Raw genomic sequence first — 17,939 nt, 5'->3', positions numbered from 1 at the left:
CGTCCACAAACCGGTCCCTTGGAAAGGAGCATGAGGGAGGCACGACCGATGACCAACGTGAACACCAATGCCGGCACTCTCAATCCGCTGTTTCACCCAGCTGCCCATTACGGTTCGCCCGCTGACGTCCTGAAGGCCGAGGAACTCTCCGCGCCGGAGAAGCGGATCATCCTGTCGTCCTGGGCGTCCGACATGTACGCGGTCGAATCATGTCCCGCGCTGCGCGAGATACCGGGCATGAGCCACACCATCCGGCTTGCCGATGTTCTGGCGGCGTTGCGTAAGCTCGACGGCGACAATGACAATGATGATCCGCCACGCGGGGGCGGCGTCCCGATGCGGCTGCGACGGCCCTGGGCCGCCGCAGAGAGGCGCGCCGCATGATCGTCACGCACACCGTTTTGACGCTCGTGCTGCTCGGCCAAGCCTCGGCGGCCTTCGCCGTGCCATTTCTCGCGGTACACGGTTTGGTCGCCGCACCGCGTGACTGAGGCCACCAGTTCTTCCATCCACATTGGACCATGCGGCAGGTGACCAAGATGAATGTCATGCGTTTGCTTTGGCTTGCATTGCTGGTGCTCGCGCTCACGGCATCGCAGCCGGCCGCTGGCCAAATTCCAGACCTGAAGACGGGCGGCTCGGTGCCCACGCTGGCGCCGCTCGTGCGTCAGGTGACGCCGGCCGTCGTCAACATCTCCGTGCATGGCCGCGTTCGCGAGGACAATCCGCTCTATCGCGACCCGCTCTTCCGCGAGTTCTTCGACGTCCCCAGGCAGATCGAGAAGGAGGTCAACGCGACCGGCTCAGGGGTCATCGTCGATGCCCAGCGTGGCCATGTCCTGACCAACAATCACGTGGTCGAAGGCACTTCCGCCGTTCAGGTCACAACCAAGGACGGCCGGCAATTCTCCGCCAAGGTCATCGGCCGGGATCCGCCGACGGACATTGCCGTGCTCCAGATCCAGAACCCATCCGGGCTCCAGGCGCTGTCCTTCGGCGACAGCGATGCGCTTGACGTCGGCGACTTCGTGCTTGCGATCGGCAACCCTTTCGGCCTCGGCCAGACCGTGACGTCCGGCCTCGTCAGCGCGCTCGGCCGGACCGGACTCGGCAAGCAGGGCTATGAGGACTTCATCCAGACCGATGCAGCGATCAATCCCGGCAATTCCGGCGGAGCGCTGGTCAGCCTGCGCGGTGAACTGGTCGGCATCAACTCGGCCATCATTTCGCCTGCCGGCGGCAATGTCGGCATCGGCTTTGCAATTCCCGTCAACATGGCGCGGAAGGTGATGGAGCAGATCGTCGCCAAGGGCCGCGTCGAGCGCGGCCGGATCGGCGTTTCTCTGAAGGACCTGCATCCCTCGGTCAACAAGGGATTGAACCAGGGAGCCGTCGTCGCGGAGATTGCGGCGGATTCGCCGGCGCAACAGGCGGGCCTGCGCAAGGGCGATATCATCACGAAAGCCGACGACCGTCCGATTCGCACCGCAGCCCAACTCCGCAACACGATCGGCCTCGCGCGCGTCGGCGAGGAGGTGAAGCTCACGGTGTCGCGAAATGGCGCACCGGTTGCGATCGTCGTGAGAGTGGCGCCCGCGTCCGATACGAGTAGTGCTGTCGCAGGCGGCGATCGTTTCGTCCGCTAGTGGATTTGTGCCGCGCGGCGATCAAGCTGCCGGCGCCGATCCATGTTGCTGGCATGCCAAATATCGACTATCAGCCGGATCGGCGCGCATGACGCTGCCCAAGCAAAGGCAAAGGGAGCACCCGAGATGACCTCACCCACGCGACGTGATCTGCTCGCAACCGCTGCGGCGGCCGCCGCCGTTTCGATGGCCGAGGTCGCACCCGCCGCCGCGCAGGCCGGACCCAAGTTCCCGGTGCCGATGGTGACGATCCCGATCGTCGGCGAGAGCCAGGTGTTTCAGGTCCGCCGCATCTACTGCATCGGGCGCAACTACGCCGCGCACGCGATCGAGCGCGGCTCGGACCCGAACCGCGAGCCGCCGTTCTTCTTCCAGAAGCCGACCGACGCGATCCAGAACGTCGCGGTCGGCGAGGTCGCCGATCATCCCTATCCGTCACTGACCAAGAACTATCATCACGAGGTCGAGCTGGTCGCCGCGCTGAAATCAGGCGGCACCAATATCCCGGTCGATAAGGCGCTCGACCACGTCTATGGCTACGCGCTCGGCCTCGACATGACCCGGCGCGACCTCCAGAACGGCATGGCCGCGGAGAAGAAGCCCTGGGAGATCGGCAAGAGTTTTGACCACGCCGCGGTGATCGGCCCGATTCATCCGGCCAGCAAGACCGGGCATTTCGACAAGGGCGCCATCTCGCTGGCGATCAACGGCACGGTGAAGCAGAACTCGGATCTCAGCAAGATGATCTGGAACGTGGCCGAGCAGATCGCAAAGCTGTCGGAAGCGTTCGAATTGAAAGCCGGCGATATCATCTATTCCGGCACGCCGGAGAATGTCGGTCCCGTCGTGAAGGGCGACGTGCTGCTGTGCAAGCTCGAGGGCTTGCCGGATATGTCGATCAGGATCGTGTAGTTGCTGCCGCCTCTCCCCGCTTGCGGCGGGGGCGATCGCGTTTGAGAGCTGTCCTGCGCCATCCTTCGAGACGCCCGCTCTAGGCGGGCTCCTCAGGATGAGGACGGAATGCGTAGCGGCAGTTCAACGGGTACGATGCTGCTTAGCCTCATCGTGAGGAGACCGCGAAGCGGTCGTCTCGAAGGACGAGGCGCGCCGTGAGGTGTTGCCAAAGTCAAATACGACGACCGCGCTCTCCAGGAACAGAGGCCATTGTCGCCCCACAGCCGGGTTCCCCGCCGATTGCCTTTTGTTGGCCGGCAAGCGAACCTCGTGCGGCCATATTTGAGCAGGAGTGATTTCCCGTGAGGGAGGCGCTCCGATGACCAAGGCTTTGATTATTGCTGTTGCAATGTTGGCTTGTGTGCCGGTGAGTGCGGTTGCGCAGGAGCGCGCCGGCGATGCAGCACTCGGTGCCGTCTCCGGCGCGGTCGTGTTGGGGCCAGTCGGTGCGGTTGCCGGAGCCTTGATCGGCTACACTGCCGGACCTTCGATCGCCCGTTCCTGGGGTATGAGAGGTTCGCACTCGGCAGGACATCGGCCGCCGCCGCGCCGCGCGGCCGCGACCAGGAGCCCGACGCGCACCCGCGAGGCGATGGCAGCCAACGGTCAGATGCGAGCTGCCGGCAATCCGGCTCCGCCGGTTCAGGCCGCTCCCGCCGCTCCGGCGCAAGCCTCGGCGCCGCCGGTTCAGGGGTTCGACTGAGGCCGTCGCATGACGGGATGAGGGTCGATCGATGCTACGACGAACCTAAAGACATTCCACGCTAGGGCTGGCCGAGAATCTTCTTCGCGGCGCGAAGATGCGGCTTGTCGATCATCTGGCCGTCGAGCCGCAGCGTGCCTGAATTGGGATTGCTGGCGAACGCGGCGATCACTTTTTCCGCCCAGGTGCGTTCGGCCTCGGTCGGCTCGAACGCCGCGTTGACGACATCGACATGCTTGGGATGGATCAGCGCCTTGGCGGAAAACCCGTCGCGCCGCGCGGCGCGGGTCTCCTGCTCGAGGCCGGCGAGATTGTCGATGTCGGTATAGACGGTGTCGATCGGCGCGACCTCGGCCGCGGCCGCTGCCATCAGGCAGAGATCGCGCGCGAGGCGATAGGGGCTGTGGAACACGCCGCCGGACGCCTTTTCGGTGGCGCCGAGCGAGGCCGAGAGATCCTCGGCGCCCCACATCAGGCCGGCGAGGCGAGGGGAGCAGCCCTTGTAACTGCCGAGCCCGAAGATCGAAGCCGCGGTTTCCGTCGCCACGCAGACGATGCGGGTGGTGCCGATCGCGATGCCGGCCGCTGCTTCCAAGGCTTCGAGCCAGGTTGCGACCTGCCTTACGTCGTCGCCGCCTTGCGATTTCGGCAGCACGATGCCGTCGGGTCTGCCGGGCAATACCGCGGCGAGATCGGCCAGCGTCATGCCGGTGTCGAGCGCGTTGAGGCGGACATAGAGCTGGTGCGGGCCGCGTCGGCCCTTGAGCATCGTCAGCGTTAACCCGCGCGCCTCCGCCTTCTTCTCGGTGACGACGGAATCCTCGAGATCGATGATCAGCGCGTCGGCCTTGCCTTCGCTCGCCTTCTCGAATTTGCGCGGGGAATCGCCCGGCACGAACAGCATCGAACGCATCAAACCGGCCTCTTGTGCATCATCGCCATGCGGCGGCATTTGCCGACGATCTCGTCGTTCTGGTTCAGGGCATGGTGCTCGAACTCGACGATGCCGGCCTTGGGCCGCGATTTGGATTCCCTCAACGAAAGCACCTTCGTCGTCGCCCGCAAGGTGTCGCCATGGAAGACCGGCTTTGGAAACGTGACGTCGGTCATGCCGAGATTGGCAACGGTGGTCCCCATGGTCGTATCATAGACCGTCATGCCGATCATGATGCCGAGGGTGTAAAGGCTGTTGAAAATGCGCTGGCCGAACTCGGTCTTTTCGGCGAAATGCGCATCGATGTGCAGCGGCTGCGGATTGAGCGTCAGCAGGCTGAACATGGTGTTGTCCATCTCCGTGACGGTGCGGGTCAGCGGATGCCTGAACTCCTGGCCTACGGAAAAGTCTTCGAAATACAGTCCGGCCATCGCGGTTTCCTCCCTGCGAAATAACGGCGCGCTCATAGCTTTGCGTCGCATGACCCTATGCATGGTAGACACAGTTGATAGACAAATTCACGTATCTGTACGCGGTTTTTCGAGCTAAGAACCCAGCCAAGGGCACGTCAGGGCGCGAAGCAAGCGGCCGCGGCCTTCGAGCGGGGAACGCGAAGAGACGGGAGATGGCGCGGTCGCGGCTCCCGACAAGGAGATCAAGACCATGGATTTCGCGCTCACCGATCAGCAGGAAGCGATTCGCGATGCCATCGCCAAGATCTGCGAAGGCTTTCCGGATGCCTACTGGCTGAAGAAGGATCATGACGGCGGCTTCCCGCACGATTTTCATAAAGCACTTGCCGACACCGGCTGGCTCGGCATCTGCGTGCCGGAGGAATATGGCGGCTCGGGGCTCGGCATCACCGAAGCTGCGATCATGATGCGCACCATCGCCGAATCCGGCGCCGGCATGTCCGGCGCATCCGCCGTGCACATCAACGTGTTCGGCCTCAATCCCGTCGTCGTGTTCGGCACCGAGGAGCAGCGCAGGCGCATGCTGCCGCCGATGGTGGAGGGCCGTGAGAAGGCCTGCTTCGCCGTCACCGAGCCCAACACCGGCCTCAACACCACGCAGCTCAAGACCCGCGCGGTCGCCAAGAACGACCGTTACATCGTCAACGGCCAGAAGGTGTGGATCTCGACCGCGCAGGTCGCGCACAAGATCCTGCTACTGGCCCGCACCACGCCGCTGGAGGAGGTGCGCTCGCCGACCCATGGCCTCAGCCTGTTCTACACCGATTTCGACCGCACCAGGATCAAGGTCCACGAGATCGAGAAGATGGGCCGCAAGATCGTCGATTCCAACGAGCTGTTCTTCGAGGACTTTGAAATTCCGATGGAGGATCGCATCGGCGAGGAAGGCAAGGGCTTCCAGTACATTCTCGAAGGCATGAACCCCGAGCGTATCCTGATCGCGGCGGAGGCGGTCGGCCTTGGCAAGCTGGCTCTGGCGCGGGCCACGGAATATGCCAAGACGCGCGTGGTGTTCAACCGGCCGATCGGCAAGAACCAGGGCATCCAGCATCCGCTCGCGGTGAACTGGGTCGAGCTCGAGGCGGCGTGGCTGATGGTGATGTCGGCGGCCTGGCAATACGACAAGGGCATGCCGTGCGGCGCTGCGGCCAATGCCGCAAAGTATCTGGCGGGCGAAGCCGGCTTCTCGGCCTGCGAGCAGGCGGTGATGACCCATGGCGGCTTCGGCTACGCCAAGGAATTCCACGTCGAGCGCTATTTGCGCGAGGTCCTGATCCCGCGCATCGCGCCGGTCAGCCCGCAGCTCGCGCTCAGCTTCATCGCGGAGAAGGTGCTGGGGCTCGCGAAGTCGTACTGAACGAGCCTTGTGGCGCAAACCAAATAGGCCCGCCTATTCGGCGGCGATGCGCTCCATCGCCATGGCGCGTAGCCGGGCGCGCTGGATCTTCACGCCGTTGGCGCTGTCGGTGACGGGGAAGGCGTCTACGAGATAGATTCGCGCCGGCACCTTGTAGCCGGCGAGCCGCTCGCGCAGGCGCGCGACCAGCGTCTCCTGCATTGGCGGCTCCTTTGCCGGGATCACGAAGGCGACGCAGCGCGCCTGACCCTTGAGGTCGACTGCAACCACCTGGGCATCAGCCACGCCGGCACATGATTTGAGCTCGTCCTCGATCTCGCCGGGCGCGACGAGGAAGCCGCCGAGCCGCATGGCGTCGCCCGCGCGGGTCTCGTAGACGAAGGAACCGTCGCCGCGCAGCCGGCCGATGTCGCCGGTGCGGAAGAACCCGTCCGCGGTGATCGCATCGCGCGTCGCATCCGGATTGTTGAAATAGCCGAGGAAACGTGACGGCGCGCTGATCTCGATCTCGCCGGAAACGCCTTCGGCCGCAAGTTCGCCGGTCTCGGTGTCGCGCACGCGCACGCTTGCCTCGGGTGACATCGGCCAGCCGCCGCCCTCGATGCGGTCGGAAAAGGTGTCGCTGGTGCGGGCGATCGAGAATAGGGCCTGAACCTCGCTCGACCCGTAGAGGCCGAACAGCGGCAGGCCGCGCGCCTCGGCCTCCGCGGCAAGCTCGCGCCAGCCAGGCTGGAACGCGGCGAAGCCGCAGAGTTCGAGATGCGGGAATGGGCGTGGCGTACCGCTGAGGGCGACAATGCGCCGGAACATCTCGTCGGAGCCGAAGGCGTGCGTGATCCCCTGCGTGCTGAGGATCTCCAGTGCCGGTGCCGCCTCGAAGGCGTCGAGCACATGGACGGTCGCGCCCGCCGCGACGAAGCCGAGCAGGCTCGTCATGCCGAACGTGCCGCAGAACGGAAGCATGGCCAGCAGCGAATGACGCTGCGGATCAAGCCGAAGCGCCTTGGCGACAGAGACGGCGTGGCCCGCCAGCGTGCGCTGCGAATGCGCGACGAGCTTCGGGCCCTTGGTGGTGCCCGATGTCGTGTAGAGCAGCACCGGCAGATCGACGTCGTCCCGTATCGGAGAGGCGGCCGGATAGGGCTTTTCGAAAGCGTCGAAGCGGACACAGGGCCAATTGGCCTTGATCGCGTCCGCGCCGACCACCGCAAGCCGCTGCAGCGCCGGCACTTCGTCCTTGGCGATGTCGGCGAGGATCGCGGCAAAATCCACCGAGCGGAATGCGGCTTCGACCACCATCAGCCTGGCGCCGGACAAACGAAGCAGATGCGCGACTTCCGCGCTGCGATAGCGGGTATTGACGGCCGCGACGATCGCGCCAAGGCGGGCGGCGGCGAACAGCAGCGCGATCCATTCGATCCGGTTGACCAGCCAGACCGCGATCACGTCGCCCTTGCCGATGCCTTGCGCCGCAAGCCAGGCCGCGGTCTGCTCTATCCTTTCGGAGAACTCAGCGCGCGAGACCCGCGTGCCGTCGAATACGAAGGCGGTATCGGCGGCGGCCTCGGTCCGGATCAGCGATTGCAGTGAAAACGCGTTGGCACTCATGGCAAGGGGAGTAACCCGATCGCGCCAACCTGTCTACTTGGTGCCGAACATCCGGTCGCCGGCATCGCCCAGGCCCGGCACGATGTAGCCGTGGTCGTTGAGCCGCTCGTCGATCGCGGCGGTCCAGATCGGCACGTCAGGATGCTCGCCCTGGAATTGCGCGATGCCCTCGGGCGCGGCCAGGAGGCACACGAAGCGGATGTCGCGGGCGCCGCGGGCCTTGAGCAGAGAGGCGCCGGCGCAGGCCGAGTTGCCGGTCGCCAGCATCGGATCCATCAGGATCACGGTGCGATCCGACAGGTCCTGCGGCGCCTTGAAGTAATATTCCACGGCTTGCAACGTCTCGGGGTCGCGGTAGAGCCCGATATGGGCGATGCGCGCCGATGGCATCAGCGCCAGCATGCCGTCGAGGAAGCCGACGCCGGCGCGCAGGATCGGCGCCAGCGTGAGCTTCTTGCCGGCGATCTTGGGCGCCCGCATCGGCGCGATCGGCGTCTCGATCTCGACCAGCTCCAGCGGCAAATCCCGGGTCACCTCATAGCCAAGCAGCATCCCGATCTCGTTCAGGATCTCGCGAAAGCTCTTGGTCGAGCGATCCTTCTCCCGCATCAGCGAGAGCTTGTGCTGGACCAGGGGGTGGGCGACGATGTTGACATTGCCAGTGCTCATGAAACCGCTCTACACGTTTCCCTAGAATTGCGCCAGATCGGCCCGGCTTTTTCCGCCGGACAGGCGGCGTCAACCGGGCATCGCCACCGCGCTGCGGGCCGGGTTGCTCGCGGCATAGGCAGCCATGGTCAGTTCGCGGTTGGAGCGGAGGAGCTAGACGCCGAGCCTGCGTGCGACAAGGATGAGTGCAGCGGTTGTTCAAAGCCATCTGTCAGCACCGGCATTTTCCAGGATCCTTCCGTCAGGCTGCCTAGCCGCAATTGTCGCAAGCGAGCGGCTCGTAAAGCGGATCCAGCACAGGACGAACGGAAGGAACGCTCGGCCGCGGCACGTCCGCGGCCAATGCCCGGACCTCGACGAGGGCCGACAGCAGAGCCAGCGCGAGGTCGGAATGGCGCGCCTCGACCGCGGCGTCCAGCCAGTCCGGCAGCTCACGGGCGCGCGACAGTGCGCAATGCCACTCGCCCTCGTCATAGGCGATGCGGCGGACCTGCCACATCGGCAGCTCGAGCTCGATCAGCGCCAGCACCGCATCGGCCCAGGCCTCGACGTCGATCAGGCGCATGATGCGTGCGGGGCGTTCGCCTTGGCCGAGCGTGGGGACACGCCGGCAGGCGTGCGCGATGATGTCGAGCATCAGCGGTCGGGTCATCGCCGGTGCCGCGCGAAGCTGCTGGCTGAGGAAAGGTGGGTCGAGGCGTCCAAGAGCGGCGGTCATGTCAGGCCTCCTGGAATTGGCGTCGGTCAGTCGGCCGGCCTTGCCAGGATGGCGGGCAGTGCATTTGAAAACGAGATGGGGAAGCGGGGGGAGATATAGGGATTTCATAAGTGGCGCGTGGGTGGGCGAGGGGCGCAATCGCCCCATTCCCCGCTGTCATCCCCGCGCACGCGGGGATCCATAACCACAGGCAGTAGCTGAGGCGCAAATCAGGTCACTCCGAGTCCTCGCCCAACCTCTCCCTGTGGCTATGGATCCCGGATCTGCGCTGCGCTTGTCCGGGACTACGGGGGTTGTCTTCCGATCTCGGCCCGCGCCGGCCTTTATGAGATTCCTATATCTTCGCCATAGCCCTCATCTCGAAAACCTATGTCCGGGGTGGCACTTCAGCACGGTCGAGAATCCCGACTGTCGCCCGTGGAAATGCGTTCCATTTCCGGCGCGAGCCGCCGGGTCACCGTGAGAAAGTTGCGCCGGATCTTACGGCGCAATGAGGAGTATCGCCATGATGGACATCCTGATGCTGGCGCTGGGCTTCGTCTTCTTCGCCCTCGCGATCGGCTACACCTACGCCTGCGAACGGCTGTGACGGAGCAAACCATGATCTTCGATTATGCGCTCGCCGGTGCCGTCTCGTTCGGTCTGCTGGTCTACCTCACCTATGCGCTGCTGCGGCCCGAGCGGTTCTGACCCGTGCTGCTGCTCGTCGAATTGCTGCTGGCGGACGCGGTGCTCGTCGCCTGCCTGCTGACGGTGCTCCTGCCGCTGTTGCGGGCAAAAAGTCTGAAGGATTGCACCAAGCCTGAAGGGTTGATTCCATGACTGTGATCGGTTGGCTCCAGATCATTCTGTTCTGCGCCATTATTGTTGCGCTGACCAAGCCGCTCGGCTGGTACATGACGCGCGTATTCAACGGTGAGCGGACGTTCCTGTCGCCAGTGCTGCGCCCGATCGAGGCCGGCGTGTACTGGATCTCCGGCGTCGACGAGAAGCGCGAGCAGCATTGGCTGACCTACACGGTCGCCATGCTGCTGTTCCATGTCGGCGGCTTCCTCATCATCTACGGCGTGATGCGGCTTCAGGCCGTGCTGCCCTTCAATCCGGCCGGACAGGGCGCGGTCGCTGAGGATCTTTCCTTCAACACCGCGGTCTCCTTCATCACCAACACCAACTGGCAGAACTACGGCGGCGAGAGCACGCTGTCCTATCTCGTCCAGATGCTCGCCCTGACGCATCAGAACTTCCTGTCGGCGGCAACCGGCATCGCGCTGGCGATGGCCCTGATCCGCGGCTTCTCGCGCGCCTCAATGCGCACGGTCGGCAATTTCTGGGTCGACGTGACCCGCTGCACGCTCTACGTGCTGCTGCCGATCTGCGTCGTCTACGCGCTGTTCCTGGTCTGGCAGGGCATGCCGCAGACGCTCGGCCCATATATCGAGGCGACCACGCTCGAAGGCGCCAGGCAGACCATTGCGGTCGGCCCGGTCGCTTCCCAGGTGGCGATCAAAATGCTCGGCACCAATGGCGGCGGCTTCTTCAACGCCAACGCCGCGCACCCGTTCGAGAATCCGACCGCGCTGTCGAATTTCGTGCAGATGCTGTCGATCTTCGCGCTCGGCGCCGCGATGACCAACGTGTTCGGCGGCATGGTCGGCAACCAGCGCCAGGGCTGGGCGATCCTGTCCGTGATGGGCGTGCTGTTCGTCGCAGGCGTCGCCATCACCTATTGGGCGGAGGCCAATGGCACCTCGACCATGCATGCGCTGGGCCTGACCGGCGGCAACATGGAGGGCAAGGAGGTTCGCTTCGGCATCGTCGCGTCCTCGCTGTTCGCCGTCGTCACCACGGCCGCTTCGTGCGGCGCGGTCAACGCCATGCATGACAGCTTCACCGCGCTCGGCGGCATGATCCCGCTGATCAACATGCAGCTCGGTGAGATCATCATCGGCGGCGTCGGCGCCGGCCTCTATGGCATGCTGCTGTTCGTCGTGCTCGCGATCTTCGTGGCGGGGCTGATGGTCGGCCGCACGCCGGAATATGTCGGCAAGAAGATCGAGGCACGCGAGGTCAAGATGGCGATGCTCGCGATCCTGGTGCTGCCGCTGATGTATCTCGGCTGGACCGCGGTCGGCGTGGTCTATCCGGCGGCGGTCGCCTCGATGGCCAATGCCGGCCCACACGGCTTCACCGAGGTGCTCTATGCCTTCACCTCGGCGACCGGCAACAACGGCTCGGCCTTCGCGGGCCTCACCGGCAACACGCTGTTCTACAACCTCACGCTGGCAAGCGCGATGTTCGTCGGCCGCTTCTTCATGATCGTCCCGGCGATGGCGATTGCGGGCTCGCTGGCCGCCAAGAAATCCATCCCGCCGTCGGCAGGCACCTTCCCGACCACGGGCGGGCTGTTCGTCGGCCTCGTCGTCGGCGTGATCCTGATCATCGGCGGCCTGACCTTCTTCCCGGCACTCGCGCTCGGCCCGATCGTCGAGCATCTGGCGATGAACGCTGGCAACCTCTTCTGATTGTCTGGAGTGACCTCCATGGATACGATGAAACTGCAAAAGCGTGCTGCCGTCTCGGCAATGCTCGATCCGAAGATCGTGCTGCCGGCGATCCGCGCCTCCTTCACCAAGCTCGATCCGCGGCTGATGGTCAAGAACCCCGTGATGTTCGTGGTCGAGGTCGTGGCCGCGCTGACGACGGTGATCTTCCTGCGCGACGTCGTCGCGGGCGGCGCTGGCCTCGGCTTCACCTTCCAGATCATCGTCTGGCTCTGGTTCACGGTGCTGTTCGCCAATTTCGCCGAAGCGGTGGCCGAAGGCCGCGGCAAGGCGCAGGCTGAATCGTTGCGCAAGACCCGCACCGAGAGCCAGGCCAAGCTGCTGACCGGCGCCGGCCAGGACTTCAATCTCGTGCCGGGGACCAGCCTCAAGGTCGGCGACATCGTGCTGGTCGAGGCCGGCGACACCATTCCCTCCGACGGCGAGGTGATCGAGGGCGTCGCGTCCGTGAACGAGGCCGCCATCACCGGAGAGTCCGCGCCCGTCATCCGCGAATCCGGCGGCGACCGTTCCGCGGTGACCGGCGGCACGCAGGTGCTGTCCGACTGGATCCGTGTCCGCATCACGGCGGCGCAAGGCTCGACCTTCATCGACCGCATGATCAAGCTGGTCGAAGGCGCCGAGCGGCAGAAGACGCCGAACGAGATCGCGCTCAATATCCTGCTCGCCGGTCTCACCATCATCTTCGTGTTCGCAACCGTGACCATTCCGAGCTATGCGGCCTATGCCGGCGGCTCGATCTCGGTGATCGTGCTGGTCGCGCTGTTCGTGACGCTGATCCCGACCACGATCGGCGCACTGCTGTCGGCGATCGGCATCGCCGGCATGGACCGCCTGGTGCGCTTCAACGTGCTGGCGATGTCCGGTCGCGCCGTCGAGGCCGCCGGCGATGTCGACACGCTGCTGCTGGACAAGACCGGCACCATCACGCTCGGCAACCGGCAGGCGACGGCGTTTCGCCCGGTGCGCGGCGTGACCGAGCAGGAGCTCGCCGACGCAGCCCAGCTCGCTTCCCTCGCCGACGAGACGCCGGAAGGCCGCTCCATCGTGGTGCTGGCGAAGGAGAAATACGGCATCCGCGGCCGCGACATGGCGGAGCTCGGCGCCACCTTCATTCCGTTCACGGCGCAGACCCGCATGAGCGGCGTCGATGCCGGCGGCTCGTCGGTGCGCAAAGGCGCGGTCGATGCGATGCTCAACTATGTCGGCGGCGGCGCGCAGCTGGCGGTTGCTTCGGGCAACGCGGCGCGCGCCATTCAGCCCAGCGGGCTCTCTGAGATCGGCCGCGAGATACAGACCATCGCGGATGAGATCGCCAAGGCCGGCGGCACGCCGCTGGCGGTCGCGAGGGACGGCAAGCTGCTCGGAATCATCCAGCTCAAGGACATCGTCAAAGGCGGTATCCGCGAGCGTTTTGCCGAGCTGCGCCGCATGGGCATTCGCACCATCATGATCACCGGCGACAACCCGATGACGGCGGCTGCCATCGCAGCGGAGGCAGGGGTCGACGACTTCCTGGCGCAGGCAACCCCCGAGGACAAGCTCAAGCTGATCCGCAACGAGCAGGCCAAGGGCAAGCTGGTTGCGATGTGCGGCGACGGCACCAACGATGCGCCGGCGCTTGCGCAGGCGGACGTCGGTGTCGCCATGAACACGGGCACGCAAGCCGCCCGCGAAGCCGGCAACATGGTCGACCTCGATTCCAACCCGACCAAGCTGATCGAGGTCGTCGAGATCGGCAAGCAGCTCCTGATGACGCGCGGCGCGCTGACGACGTTCTCGATCGCCAACGACGTCGCAAAATACTTTGCGATCATCCCGGCGATGTTCCTGGCGTTCTACCCCCAGCTCAACGTCCTCAACGTCATGAACCTGTCGAGCCCGCAGAGCGCCATCCTGTCGGCGATCATCTTCAACGCGTTGATCATCATTGCGCTGATCCCGCTCGCGCTGAAGGGCGTCGCCTATCGCGCCGTCGGTGCCGGCGCGCTGCTCCGGCGCAACCTCTTGATCTACGGCCTCGGCGGCATCGTCATTCCCTTCATCGGTATCAAGGCGATCGACCTCGTCGTCGTTGCTTTACACCTGGCTTGACCGTCCCCGCGCGGCGCAAGGCGCCGCGCGCCATGACGAAGACTTAGGAGACCAACATGCTCAGAGAAATCCGCCCCGCCATCGTCCTCTTGCTGGTGCTCACCGCCATCACCGGCCTTGCCTATCCGCTGGCGATGACGGCCATCGCCGGCGCGCTCTTCCCGGCGCAGGCTCAAGGCAGCCTGCTCGAGAAGGACGGCAAGGTGATCGGCTCCGCCCTGATCGGGCAGGAGTTCAGGGACAACAGATACTTCCACGGCCGTCTCTCGGCGACGGTGGCGCCCGACCCGAACGATCCGACCAAGACGGTGCCGGCGCCGTACAACGCCGCCAATTCCGGTGGCTCCAACCTCGGCCCGACCAGCAAGGCGCTGGCCGACCGGCTCAGGGAAGATGTAGACAAGCTCAAGGCTGAGAATCCGAACGCTGCCGTGCCGGTCGACCTGGTGACAACCTCCGCCAGCGGCCTCGATCCTGATATCTCGCCGGAAGCGGCGCAATTCCAGGTGCCGCGCGTGGCCAGGGCGCGGAATATGCCGGAGGATCAGGTCAAGCAGATCGTGACCGCCAATACCGAAGGCCGCTTGTTCGGTCTGATTGGCGAACCCAGGGTTAACGTTCTGGCACTGAATCTCTCGCTGGATCGCGCCGCCGCCAGGTAGCGGTCTAGGCTCGCGTCACGCAGATGATTATATTGGCAAAATGGTCCGAGAGCGCCGCGATCCCGAACAACGTCCGTCGCCCGAGGCGCTGCTGGAAGCGGCGCGGCGGGAAGGGAGCGCGAGCGGCAAGCTGAAGGTTTTCGTCGGCGCCGCTCCCGGCGTCGGCAAGACCTATGAGATGTTGCAAAGTGCCCACGCCAAGCGCAAGGCCGGCATCGACGTCGTGGTCGGTTTCGTCGAGACCCACGGCCGCGCCGAGACCGAGGCGCTGGTGCGCGGTCTCGAAGTGGTCCCGCGCAAGCGGCTGGACTATCGCGGGCAGATCGTCGAGGAGATGGATCTCGATGCGGTGATCGCGCGCCGGCCGCAGATCGCGTTGGTCGACGAACTCGCCCACACCAATGCGCCCCTTTGCCGCCATCCCAAGCGCTATCTCGACGTCGAGGAATTGCTGTCCCACGGCATCGACGTCTACACCGCCGTCAACATCCAGCACATCGAGAGCCTGAACGACGTCGTCGCCCAGATCACCCATGTCAGGGTACGCGAGACCGTGCCGGACTCGGTGTTCGATCGCGCCGACGCGATCGAGCTGATCGACCTCACGCCCGACGATTTGATCCAGCGCCTGAAGGAGGGCAAGGTCTATGTGCCCAAGCAGGCCGAGCGTGCGCTGGAGCATTATTTCTCGCCGGGGAACCTGACGGCGTTGCGCGAGCTCGCTTTGCGCCGCACGGCGGAGCGGGTCGACGAGCAGCTCCTCAATCACATGCAGGCCAATGCGATTCCCGGGCCCTGGGCCGTCGGCGAGCGCATTCTCGTCTGCGTCAGCGAGGATCCGCGCGCCGCCGGTCTCGTCCGCTACACCAAGCGGCTGGCGGACCGGCTGCATGCCCCTTTCACCGCGGTTTCGATCGAGACGCGGCGATCGCTGCAATTGTCCGATGAGCAGCGCGACCGGCTGGCCGATACGCTGCGGCTCGCGGAATCGCTCGGCGGCGAGGCGTTGACCATTCCGGCGGTCGGTCGCCGCATCGCCGATGACGTCGTCAATTTCGCGCAAGGCAACAACGTCACCCAGATCGTGATCGGCAAGTCGACCCGCTCGCGCTGGTTCGAGATGACACGCGGCTCCGTCGTCCATGATCTGGTTCGCCGCGCGGGCAATATCAGCGTTCACGTCATCCCCGGCGACGAGCTTCCGACCGAAGACGTGCCCAAGACGGCGGTACAGACCGCTGCGCGATCCGAGCCGTTCGATCCGCTGCCCTATCTCAAGGCACTCGGGGTTGTGCTGATCGGTCTTGGTGCCGCCAAGTTGATCCAGCCCTATTTCGGCATCGAAAACGTCGATCTCGTGCTGCTGACCTCGGTCGTGGCAGTTGCCCTGCGCTATGGCCTGTGGCCGTCCCTGCTGGCGACGGTAGCGGCGTCACTCTGCTACAATTTCTTCTTCATCCCGCCGATCTACACCTTCACGATCACCGATCCGACCAACGTCGCCGCGTTCTTTTTGTTCATGGTGGTGGCCATGCTCGTCTCCAATGTTGCGGCGCGCGTGCGCACCCAGGCCGATGCCGCCATCGGCCGGATCAGGATGAGCGAGCAGCTCTACGCCTTCAGCCGCAAGCTCGCCGGCACCGCAACGCTCGACGACGTGCTGTGGGCGACGGCCTACCAGATCGCGTTGATGCTGAAAGTCCGGGTGGTTTTGCTGCTGCCGGAAGCAGGTCTGCTCACGGTGAAATCCGGCTATCCGCCCGAGGACGAGCTCGATCAGGCCGATCTCGCCGCCGCCAACTGGGCCTGGAGCAACGACCGCCCCGCCGGCCGCGGCTCGGACACGCTGCCGGGTGCAAAACGGCTGTTCCTGCCGATGCGCACCGGGCGCGGCCCGATCGGGGTGATCGGCATTGACGACGACCGCACCGGTCCGCTGCTGACGCCGGACCAGCGCCGCCTGCTCGATGCGCTGGTCGACCAGGGCGCGCTCGCGATCGAGCGCGTGCTGCTGGTCGAGGACATGGACCGCGTCAAGCGCACCGTCGAATCCGAGCGGCTGCGCTCGGCGCTCCTGACCTCGATCTCGCACGATTTGAAGACGCCGCTCGCCTCGGTGCTCGGGGCGGCCTCGACCATGCGCGATCTCGCCGGCGCGCTTTCCGACACCGAAAAGCGCGACCTGCTCGCGACCGTGATCGACGAATCCGAGCGGCTGAACCGCTTCATCGCCAATCTGCTCGACATGACCAAGCTCGAGTCGGGTGCCGTCGTGCCCAACGCGGCGCTGCACGATCTCAGTGAGATCGTCGGCAGCGCGCTGCGGCGTGCAGCCAAGATTCTCACCGCACACGAGGTCGAGCTGGTGCTGGCCGCCGATCTGCCGATGCTGCAGCTCGATGCGGTGCTGTTCGAGCAGGTGCTGTTCAACCTGCTCGACAACGCTGCGAGATATTCGCCACCCGAGACCACAATCTCGATCCGCAGCCGGCGTGACAGCGATCATGTCGTGCTCGAGATCGCGGACGAGGGGGCCGGCATCCCGCCTGATGAGCTCGAGAGCGTGTTCGACAAGTTCTACCGCGTTCAGAAAGGCGATCACGTCCGTCCCGGCACGGGGCTCGGGCTCGCCATCTCGCGCGGCTTCGTCGAGGCGATGCGGGGCACGATCTCGGCCGCCAACCGCAGCGACCGCAGTGGCGCTGTCCTCACCATCCGTCTTCCCGTTCCGGCAGAGAGCCGCGCATTGGATACCGCCGCATGAGCGCTGCCCCGATCAAGGTCCTGGTCATCGACGACGAGCCGCCGATCCGCAAATTGCTGCGGATGGGGCTGACGACGCAAGGCTATGAGATCCTGGAAGCGTCGAACGGCAAGATCGCACTGGAGAAACTCGTCGAGGAGCCGGCGCTGATCATCCTCGATCTCGGTCTGCCCGACGTGCAGGGACACGAGCTGCTGCGCACTATCCGCGCACGTAACGAAGGCGTGCCGATCGTGGTGTTGTCGAGCCGTGGCGACGAAGCCGGCAAGGTACAGGCGCTCGATCTCGGCGCCGACGATTATCTGACCAAGCCGTTCGGCATGGACGAGCTCCTGGCCCGCCTGCGCGCGGCGCTGCGGCACCAGCTCCAGGTCCAGGGCGAACGCCCGGTGTTTCGCAGCGGTGATCTCTCGGTCGATCTCGTGCGCCGCATCGTCAAGGTCGGCGAGCGCGAGGTGAAGCTGTCGCCGAAGGAATACGACCTCCTGCGCGTGCTGGTGCAGCACGCCGGCAAGGTGCTCACCCACCGCTTCCTGCTGAGGGAGCTCTGGGACGAATTGACCGACGCGCAATACTTACGCGTCTATGTCCGCCAGCTCCGCCAGAAGATCGAAGCCGACCCGGAGCGGCCGCAATTTGTGCTGACCGAGACGGGGATCGGGTACCGGTTGAAGGCGGGGGACTAGGCTCCGACTTCGACAGCCCGTAGGGTGGGCAAAGGCGCAAAGCGCCGTGCCCACCATTCTCGCGATTTTGATAAAGGTGGTGGGCACGCTCCGCTTTGCCCACCCTACGA

General features: G+C 65.1%; 17 protein-coding genes. 12 read left to right on the top strand and 5 right to left on the bottom strand.

Annotated elements, in window-relative coordinates:
- The first annotated feature begins 48 nt into the window (after positions 1–48).
- The 4 genes from XH81_RS33700 (at position 49) to XH81_RS33685 (ending at position 3,303) form a co-directional block, all read left to right on the top strand.
- Entirely contained in the window at positions 49–384 is a 336-nt protein-coding gene (locus tag XH81_RS33700) for a hypothetical protein (protein ID WP_028145696.1), read from the top strand.
- Between the two features lie 155 nt (positions 385–539).
- A complete protein-coding gene (locus XH81_RS33695; protein WP_095426126.1) occupies positions 540–1,646 on the top strand; it encodes a trypsin-like peptidase domain-containing protein in 1,107 nt (368 codons plus the stop codon).
- A gap of 126 nt (positions 1,647–1,772) precedes the next feature.
- Positions 1,773–2,558, top strand: a complete 786-nt coding sequence (locus XH81_RS33690; RefSeq protein ID WP_028145694.1) for a fumarylacetoacetate hydrolase family protein — start codon at positions 1,773–1,775, stop codon at positions 2,556–2,558.
- A gap of 361 nt (positions 2,559–2,919) precedes the next feature.
- Complete coding sequence (locus tag XH81_RS33685) at positions 2,920–3,303, top strand: hypothetical protein (RefSeq protein ID WP_049801823.1); 384 nt, start codon at positions 2,920–2,922, stop codon at positions 3,301–3,303.
- A 61-nt stretch (positions 3,304–3,364) separates the two neighbouring features.
- Here the strand turns inward: XH81_RS33685 and XH81_RS33680 are convergent, their stop codons facing one another.
- Both XH81_RS33680 and XH81_RS33675 read right to left on the bottom strand, forming a co-directional pair.
- On the bottom strand, positions 3,365–4,216 hold the full coding sequence (locus XH81_RS33680; protein WP_271596767.1) for an HpcH/HpaI aldolase/citrate lyase family protein: 852 nt from the start codon (positions 4,214–4,216) through the stop codon (positions 3,365–3,367).
- Complete coding sequence (locus tag XH81_RS33675; RefSeq protein ID WP_333909114.1) at positions 4,216–4,719, bottom strand: MaoC family dehydratase; 504 nt, start codon at positions 4,717–4,719, stop codon at positions 4,216–4,218. Before XH81_RS33675 ends, XH81_RS33680 begins: the two co-directional genes overlap by 1 nt.
- A gap of 181 nt (positions 4,720–4,900) precedes the next feature.
- On the opposite strand from XH81_RS33675, the gene XH81_RS33670 reads away from it, so the two are divergent.
- Positions 4,901–6,067 (top strand): acyl-CoA dehydrogenase family protein, encoded by a 1,167-nt coding sequence (locus XH81_RS33670; protein WP_028145691.1) that lies wholly within the window; start codon positions 4,901–4,903, stop codon positions 6,065–6,067.
- Between the two features lie 33 nt (positions 6,068–6,100).
- Here the strand turns inward: XH81_RS33670 and XH81_RS33665 are convergent, their stop codons facing one another.
- The 3 genes from XH81_RS33665 to XH81_RS33655 form a co-directional block, all read right to left on the bottom strand.
- On the bottom strand, positions 6,101–7,675 hold the full coding sequence (locus XH81_RS33665) for an AMP-binding protein (protein WP_028145690.1): 1,575 nt from the start codon (positions 7,673–7,675) through the stop codon (positions 6,101–6,103).
- A 33-nt stretch (positions 7,676–7,708) separates the two neighbouring features.
- On the bottom strand, positions 7,709–8,344 hold the full coding sequence (upp, locus tag XH81_RS33660; protein WP_028145689.1) for a uracil phosphoribosyltransferase: 636 nt from the start codon (positions 8,342–8,344) through the stop codon (positions 7,709–7,711).
- Positions 8,345–8,594: 250 nt separating this feature from the next.
- Complete coding sequence (locus XH81_RS33655) at positions 8,595–9,062, bottom strand: hypothetical protein (protein ID WP_028145688.1); 468 nt, start codon at positions 9,060–9,062, stop codon at positions 8,595–8,597.
- A 600-nt stretch (positions 9,063–9,662) separates the two neighbouring features.
- Between XH81_RS33655 and XH81_RS33650 the strand changes: the two genes are divergently transcribed.
- From XH81_RS33650 to XH81_RS33620, 7 genes are read left to right on the top strand one after another with little or no spacing between them, the layout of a single operon-like run.
- Entirely contained in the window at positions 9,663–9,752 is a 90-nt protein-coding gene (locus XH81_RS33650) for a K(+)-transporting ATPase subunit F (protein WP_018641117.1), read from the top strand.
- Between the two features lie 3 nt (positions 9,753–9,755).
- Positions 9,756–9,884, top strand: coding sequence for a hypothetical protein (locus tag XH81_RS33645; protein ID WP_256379457.1), 129 nt, complete (start codon positions 9,756–9,758; stop codon positions 9,882–9,884).
- On the top strand, positions 9,881–11,584 hold the full coding sequence (gene kdpA, locus XH81_RS33640) for a potassium-transporting ATPase subunit KdpA (RefSeq protein ID WP_028145687.1): 1,704 nt from the start codon (positions 9,881–9,883) through the stop codon (positions 11,582–11,584). Before XH81_RS33645 ends, kdpA begins: the two co-directional genes overlap by 4 nt.
- 18 nt (positions 11,585–11,602) lie before the next feature.
- Complete coding sequence (gene kdpB / locus XH81_RS33635) at positions 11,603–13,717, top strand: potassium-transporting ATPase subunit KdpB (RefSeq protein ID WP_028145686.1); 2,115 nt, start codon at positions 11,603–11,605, stop codon at positions 13,715–13,717.
- Positions 13,718–13,773: 56 nt separating this feature from the next.
- Entirely contained in the window at positions 13,774–14,379 is a 606-nt protein-coding gene (locus tag XH81_RS33630) for a K(+)-transporting ATPase subunit C (protein WP_028145685.1), read from the top strand.
- A gap of 40 nt (positions 14,380–14,419) precedes the next feature.
- Positions 14,420–17,143 (top strand): sensor histidine kinase, encoded by a 2,724-nt coding sequence (locus XH81_RS33625; protein WP_028145684.1) that lies wholly within the window; start codon positions 14,420–14,422, stop codon positions 17,141–17,143.
- Positions 17,140–17,829, top strand: a complete 690-nt coding sequence (locus XH81_RS33620) for a response regulator (RefSeq protein ID WP_028145683.1) — start codon at positions 17,140–17,142, stop codon at positions 17,827–17,829. The genes XH81_RS33625 and XH81_RS33620 overlap by 4 nt, the downstream gene beginning before the upstream one ends.
- Positions 17,830–17,939 lie beyond the last annotated feature (110 nt).

It is taken from the genome of Bradyrhizobium sp. CCBAU 25360 (assembly GCF_028128695.1).
In the GTDB taxonomy this organism is placed as follows: domain Bacteria; phylum Pseudomonadota; class Alphaproteobacteria; order Rhizobiales; family Xanthobacteraceae; genus Bradyrhizobium; species Bradyrhizobium ottawaense.
The sequence above is the reverse complement of the archived record's forward strand: the minus strand, read 5'-3'. Positions and strand labels throughout refer to the sequence as shown.

What these genes read in the sequence shown, in the direction of transcription:
- XH81_RS33700 (WP_028145696.1), top strand. Translation starts at nt 49, where the DNA reads ATGACCAACGTGAACACCAATGCCGGCACTCTCAATCCGCTGTTTCAC.
- XH81_RS33695 (WP_095426126.1), top strand. Translation starts at nt 540, where the DNA reads ATGAATGTCATGCGTTTGCTTTGGCTTGCATTGCTGGTGCTCGCGCTC.
- XH81_RS33690 (WP_028145694.1), top strand. Translation starts at nt 1,773, where the DNA reads ATGACCTCACCCACGCGACGTGATCTGCTCGCAACCGCTGCGGCGGCC.
- XH81_RS33685 (WP_049801823.1), top strand. Translation starts at nt 2,920, where the DNA reads ATGACCAAGGCTTTGATTATTGCTGTTGCAATGTTGGCTTGTGTGCCG.
- XH81_RS33680 (WP_271596767.1), bottom strand. Translation starts at nt 4,216, where the DNA reads ATGCGTTCGATGCTGTTCGTGCCGGGCGATTCCCCGCGCAAATTCGAG.
- XH81_RS33675 (WP_333909114.1), bottom strand. Translation starts at nt 4,719, where the DNA reads ATGCGACGCAAAGCTATGAGCGCGCCGTTATTTCGCAGGGAGGAAACC.
- XH81_RS33670 (WP_028145691.1), top strand. Translation starts at nt 4,901, where the DNA reads ATGGATTTCGCGCTCACCGATCAGCAGGAAGCGATTCGCGATGCCATC.
- XH81_RS33665 (WP_028145690.1), bottom strand. Translation starts at nt 7,675, where the DNA reads ATGAGTGCCAACGCGTTTTCACTGCAATCGCTGATCCGGACCGAGGCC.
- upp (WP_028145689.1), bottom strand. Translation starts at nt 8,344, where the DNA reads ATGAGCACTGGCAATGTCAACATCGTCGCCCACCCCCTGGTCCAGCAC.
- XH81_RS33655 (WP_028145688.1), bottom strand. Translation starts at nt 9,062, where the DNA reads ATGACCGCCGCTCTTGGACGCCTCGACCCACCTTTCCTCAGCCAGCAG.
- XH81_RS33650 (WP_018641117.1), top strand. Translation starts at nt 9,663, where the DNA reads ATGATCTTCGATTATGCGCTCGCCGGTGCCGTCTCGTTCGGTCTGCTG.
- kdpA (WP_028145687.1), top strand. Translation starts at nt 9,881, where the DNA reads ATGACTGTGATCGGTTGGCTCCAGATCATTCTGTTCTGCGCCATTATT.
- kdpB (WP_028145686.1), top strand. Translation starts at nt 11,603, where the DNA reads ATGGATACGATGAAACTGCAAAAGCGTGCTGCCGTCTCGGCAATGCTC.
- XH81_RS33630 (WP_028145685.1), top strand. Translation starts at nt 13,774, where the DNA reads ATGCTCAGAGAAATCCGCCCCGCCATCGTCCTCTTGCTGGTGCTCACC.
- XH81_RS33625 (WP_028145684.1), top strand. Translation starts at nt 14,420, where the DNA reads ATGGTCCGAGAGCGCCGCGATCCCGAACAACGTCCGTCGCCCGAGGCG.
- XH81_RS33620 (WP_028145683.1), top strand. Translation starts at nt 17,140, where the DNA reads ATGAGCGCTGCCCCGATCAAGGTCCTGGTCATCGACGACGAGCCGCCG.